Origin of the sequence: Komarekiella delphini-convector SJRDD-AB1 (assembly GCF_014831675.1) — a bacterium.
Lineage (GTDB): Bacteria > Cyanobacteriota > Cyanobacteriia > Cyanobacteriales > Nostocaceae > Komarekiella.
Map to the genome: position 1 here is coordinate 1 of NZ_VJXY01000126.1, position 4,717 is coordinate 4,717.

Below are 4,717 nucleotides of genomic sequence, written 5' to 3' on the forward strand. Positions count from 1 at the left end.
ATTTCACAGCACCTATATTCACGACACCTACAAAAAATCGCGATCGCTGCTACTCCTTGACTCATTAATCGCATAAATGCCTGTAATCATTATGGAGCATAGCTTAGAGCTTTTCTTAGTGCCATTCTCCTCAGAGTCTTTCTCTTCAACAGGACTGGAAGATTGCTCAAAAATACTTTCAGCCCTGTTGCACTAATGATATTGAATGTGAGATCAATGTCTGCCAATGCAGTTATCCTTACTTCTCTACACTAAGGACAGATATTAGCGATACTGGCGAATACAGGAGCCACCTACGACTTGAGACTTGTTTGGTTGATGATAATTCGAGGGAAATAGACCACTGCCCGAATTGCAATTGTGCGTTAATTGTGGAATTCGATGAGGATGAGGATGATTTAGATGAGACTGAATCAACACCAGTAGCTTGCATTGGTTGCTCCAACTATCATGGGCAATACTATGGTAGTAATATGCTGGTCTGCGGGATTCACGCGCGAGGATGGGATGGCGAGAACTGCCCGGATTATCATCAATAATATGTTTGTAGACCTTGCTTGAACAGCCGGATTTTTAGCGTTATCTCCATGATTTTAGTGTTCAAGCATATTGATAGCGCATTTTGGCAAGAAGTTTTACCAAAATGCATCTGACCTTACTTAATTCTATTAAAACAATTCCGAAATGTAATGCTATTAATGGCGAAATTGAAGTCAATTTACCGATTTTCAGCTACTACTTAATCCCGCAAGTTGAGAGGATTCGGTAATGTCATCTGCTTCCTTCTCGTTTACTGGAAGAGAACGCAGCAACTCTCTAATCACGTCGGTTGATGGTCTTCCGGTCATTGCACAGTACTCTTCAAGTTTTTGTGCTTCACTTGAGGTGAGATTTACCGTGAGTCGTTTGACAGCCCACTTTTTATTCATTATTTACTGCTTATATCATCTACGTAAAGAAAAATCATACCTTTGTTTCTAAGCCTTTCCTAGTCTGGGTTTTAGAGAATTTCTGCCAAATAGATTGAAATTGTAATACAAAAGTGTCAAAGCCATTTTGGTTACGCATTCTTTCTTGACTTCTGTACTAATATTGTAGACCTGACTTTATACTGTCATCTCTGCATTGTTGCTTGAGTTAACGGCGTTCGAGTAGCAAGACTCTCACTACCCACTACTAAAATGCCATTTAGGAAATAAGACTCAGGTTAGAAAAACCTGATTCCCTAATCTGTTTTAATCAAGTTGATAACGTACTAGGCGGTTAAGTAAAGGCTAACTGCTAATAGAACTTCCTTAGTTATCCATCAAGCAAATAACGGGGCAAAAACACTGTGACGCTAGATCTTGTATCTGTATATTCTTCGGTATGCTTTGAATCATAATATGAGAAAAATTTTGATCCATAAATTAGAAAAGAGTTAACGGAAATTCAGGCTTTCGCGCTAATCACAAATTAAAACTTTGAATCAAATTATGAGTGAGAGTTGAAATTCTGAATCATAACTAGAGAATGAGTTGAAAAAACACAATTGGACAAAACTTGCACAAAAAATCCCTGCAAAAATTGCTCTAACTTAAACTTTCAATTCAAAATATGGTTCAAATGCCCATGTTATGGTTCAAAATTTTGTTTAAGTAGATATCTGAGTAAAAATCAAATATTTCATTGTCCAAGCGTTCGCTCTGTTGTTAGGCGATCGCTAACCTCAAATCGTAGCTGAATAATAATGATAATCAAGCCGAAAGCTTGATACAAAAGTCGCTCTTAACAGTCTTTTTATCCCATACACGATAATCATTATTAGTAAAAAAACTCGAATATTAAAAGTGAACTATAAACTGGATACTCATTTCTGAAGCATATCATGAGTTAAAATCTCAATTTTTAGTTCAAATCACATTCGGATGATAAAATAAACATAGATATTTTCCAAGGAGTAACAATTCTTGTTGTAGATGATCACCAGGACATGCTTCTGGTAATGACCCGGCTTCTTGAAAGCTATGGAATTCAAGTATTCACCTCATCCAGTGCAATGACCGGATTAGAAATAATTAAACAATTTAGTGTGGATCTTTTAATTTCAGACATTACTATGCCCTTTAAAGATGGGTATTGGTTAATACAAAATATTCGTTCACTTCAGCATCCACAAACTAGAAAAATTCCTGCAATTGCTTTGACTGGAAATACTGAAGAGAAGGCAGATAAAAAAGCTCTCGCGTCTGGATTTCAAGCCTATATTCAAAAGCCTTCAAGCGCTACAGAGTTAATCCTAGAAGTAGCAAAACTGTTAAAAAGCAGGGAGTATACATTGGTGGGCGACTACTTGAGGTTTGAGCCAGAGTTTTGCATATAATGCACGAAATTAGAATAGAATGCTCCGTCGTCGATGAAAGCATTTAAATCCTTTAATTGAGCCAAATTATATTTTATAGGGCGCTTATACTTGATTTTTTGGTTCTCAATTAAATGCGTTGACCAAATAGTTATTAATTCATAATTCATAATTTCAATTTAAGTATGAATTATGAATTAATGATTATGAATTGTTTTGATACTGCTGCTATTATACTCTGTGCAAAATTTTTATCACTGTGAAGTTACTGGAAATCTTGCTTAATTAATCTAATAACTGTATTGTTAAGAAGGGCTGATTACCCAGGGCGAACGCATCTAAATATAGTACATAAATACTAACAGAGAGATAAAGGCAGCGATCGCTCATGTTATGGAGGTTGAGCAATGAGGCTTTGATGGTAAAGTCATTGTAAAAGTAGCAATATTGCCCCAGTTTGCGTGAAGCTCAAGCCCAAAATCACTATTGCTGACCATTTTGCTATGATGTCAGACCCAAGAATAGACCGCACGAAGCGACACAAGTTGATAGATATTTTGACAATTTCAATTTGTGCGGTGATCTGTGGAGCAGATAGTTGGGTGGCAATTGAGACGTATGGCTGCGCGAAATATGAGTGGTTAAAAACATTTTTGGAGTTACCAAATGGAATACCATCACACGATACTTTCGCACGCGTATTTGCACTGGTTAATCCGCAGCAATTTCAAGAATGTTTTTTAAGTTGGATGAAATCGATACAAAAAATAACTATTGGAGAAGTAGTTGCAATTGATGGAAAAACTCTACGTGGTTCTTATAATAAGAGTAGTGACCAAAGTGCAATACAGATGGTGAGTGCATGGGCAACTACAAATAAATTAGTTTTAGGACAAGTAAAGGTAGACTCCCAATCGAATGAAATCACGGCAATTCCAGAATTATTAAAGGTATTAGAACTAGCTGGATGTATTGTAACAATTGATGCAATCGGTTGCCAGAAAGAGATAGTGAAGTTGATTACACAGCAATCAGCAGATTATGTAATTACCTTAAAAAAGAATCAAGGCAATCTCTATGAGTCAGTTGAGGAACTATTTAAAACAGGGATAAGTACAGGTTTTGAAGGAATTAAACATAGCACATATAATACAGAAGAAACAGGGCATAGCCGTCATGAAATCCGCAACTACGTCATGTTATCTGGAATTGGAACTCGGCTTGACCCAGATTCAGTTTGGTCAAAGTTTAGCAGTGTTGGGATGGTAGAGTCCATCCGCTTATTAGATGGTAAAACAACAGTCGAAACTCGTTATTTTATCAGTAGCCTCGTCAGTAATGCTAAAGAATTTGCTAACTCTATTCGCAGCCATTGGGGTATAGAAAACTCATTACATTGGATCTTAGATGTTGCTTTAAGAGAAGATGAATGTCGGATTAGGAAAGATAATGCCCCACATAATTTTGCAATTATAAGGCAAATTGCAGTCAATCTTTTAGGTAAAGAGAAGCGAGTCAAACGAGGAATCAAAAATAAACAGTTCCTCGCGGCAATGGATAACAACTATTTACTAAGAGTTTTAGCGTTAGCTTAAAAAAGTACATCAAAATATGGATTTAATGTTTTATATAAAAGGTTTATTTATTGTCTAGACAAATATACTTTTATATACCCGATAATTGAATTATTTTAGTATTCATGAATAGTCATTTATTTGAAGATAAGTTATTTGATAAGTTCAGAGAATATTTGATTTATTCTGCTTATATTTACATCAATTTTTACAATTATCTATGTCATTTTGAAATCTTTCTTAGTTTCTATTAGTAAATAAGATGCGTTCGCCCTGGCTGATTACCAAGATTTTTGGGCATAAATCCGATTAGTGATATATGTCTAATCATTGCTTTTCAAATCACAAGTTATTTGTCGCTGTTAGTGCCCTAGTGTGTTGCTCTGTCCTAGAGTCAAGGATTTAACTCCGAATAGCAAGCATCATGACAGCCCCTATTCAACAAAACCAATTATTAGCTCTGATTGTTGACGATGAACCTTTTTTCCGCACAGTGCTGCGACTTTTCTTAGAGCAGGATGGATATCGAGTCGCGGAAGCTGAAAATGGCACAGAAGCAATAAATGTTTTTGAGCAACTGCACCCCGATATCGTACTCCTTGATATCTCAATGCCAGATATGGATGGCTTCGAGTGTTGCCATAAGTTACATTCATTAGCTCAAGGTCAAAATACGGGTGCAACGCGAAAAAGTTGGGTAATGAAGGGTAGTGTGAAAGGCACAAAAAAAAGTAGGATGCCTGGACAAGATGTTTAGGCTGATAGCCAAGCAACCAGGAGTCTCCTACGTTGAAAAGTAATA

Annotated in this window: 5 protein-coding genes; 4 read left to right on the plus strand and 1 reads right to left on the minus strand. The window is 36.4% G+C overall.

Annotation, left to right across the window (positions count from 1 at the left end; all coding sequences use genetic code 11):
• Window positions 1-371 precede the first annotated feature (371 nt).
• The gene (locus FNW02_RS37270) at window positions 372-539 is read left to right on the plus strand and encodes a hypothetical protein (protein WP_191762490.1); all 168 of its coding nucleotides are present in this window, start codon (window positions 372-374) and stop codon (window positions 537-539) included.
• A 189-nt stretch (window positions 540-728) separates the two neighbouring features.
• Here FNW02_RS37270 and FNW02_RS37275 read toward each other — a convergent pair whose 3' ends face one another.
• The gene (locus FNW02_RS37275) at window positions 729-929 is read right to left on the minus strand and encodes a ribbon-helix-helix protein, CopG family (RefSeq protein WP_191760784.1); all 201 of its coding nucleotides are present in this window, start codon (window positions 927-929) and stop codon (window positions 729-731) included.
• 1,016 nt (window positions 930-1,945) lie between these two features.
• On the opposite strand from FNW02_RS37275, the gene FNW02_RS37280 reads away from it, so the two are divergent.
• From FNW02_RS37280 to FNW02_RS37290, 3 genes are all read left to right on the plus strand, one after another.
• Window positions 1,946-2,362 (plus strand): response regulator, encoded by a 417-nt coding sequence (locus tag FNW02_RS37280; RefSeq protein WP_431356855.1) that lies wholly within the window; start codon window positions 1,946-1,948, stop codon window positions 2,360-2,362.
• Between the two features lie 440 nt (window positions 2,363-2,802).
• Window positions 2,803-3,936 carry an ISAs1 family transposase gene (locus FNW02_RS37285; protein ID WP_191762488.1) on the plus strand — a complete coding sequence of 378 codons (1,134 nt, stop codon included), beginning with the start codon at window positions 2,803-2,805 and terminating at the stop codon, window positions 3,934-3,936.
• A 403-nt stretch (window positions 3,937-4,339) separates the two neighbouring features.
• A complete protein-coding gene (locus tag FNW02_RS37290; protein WP_191762489.1) occupies window positions 4,340-4,672 on the plus strand; it encodes a response regulator in 333 nt (110 codons plus the stop codon).
• Window positions 4,673-4,717: the final 45 nt, after the last annotated feature.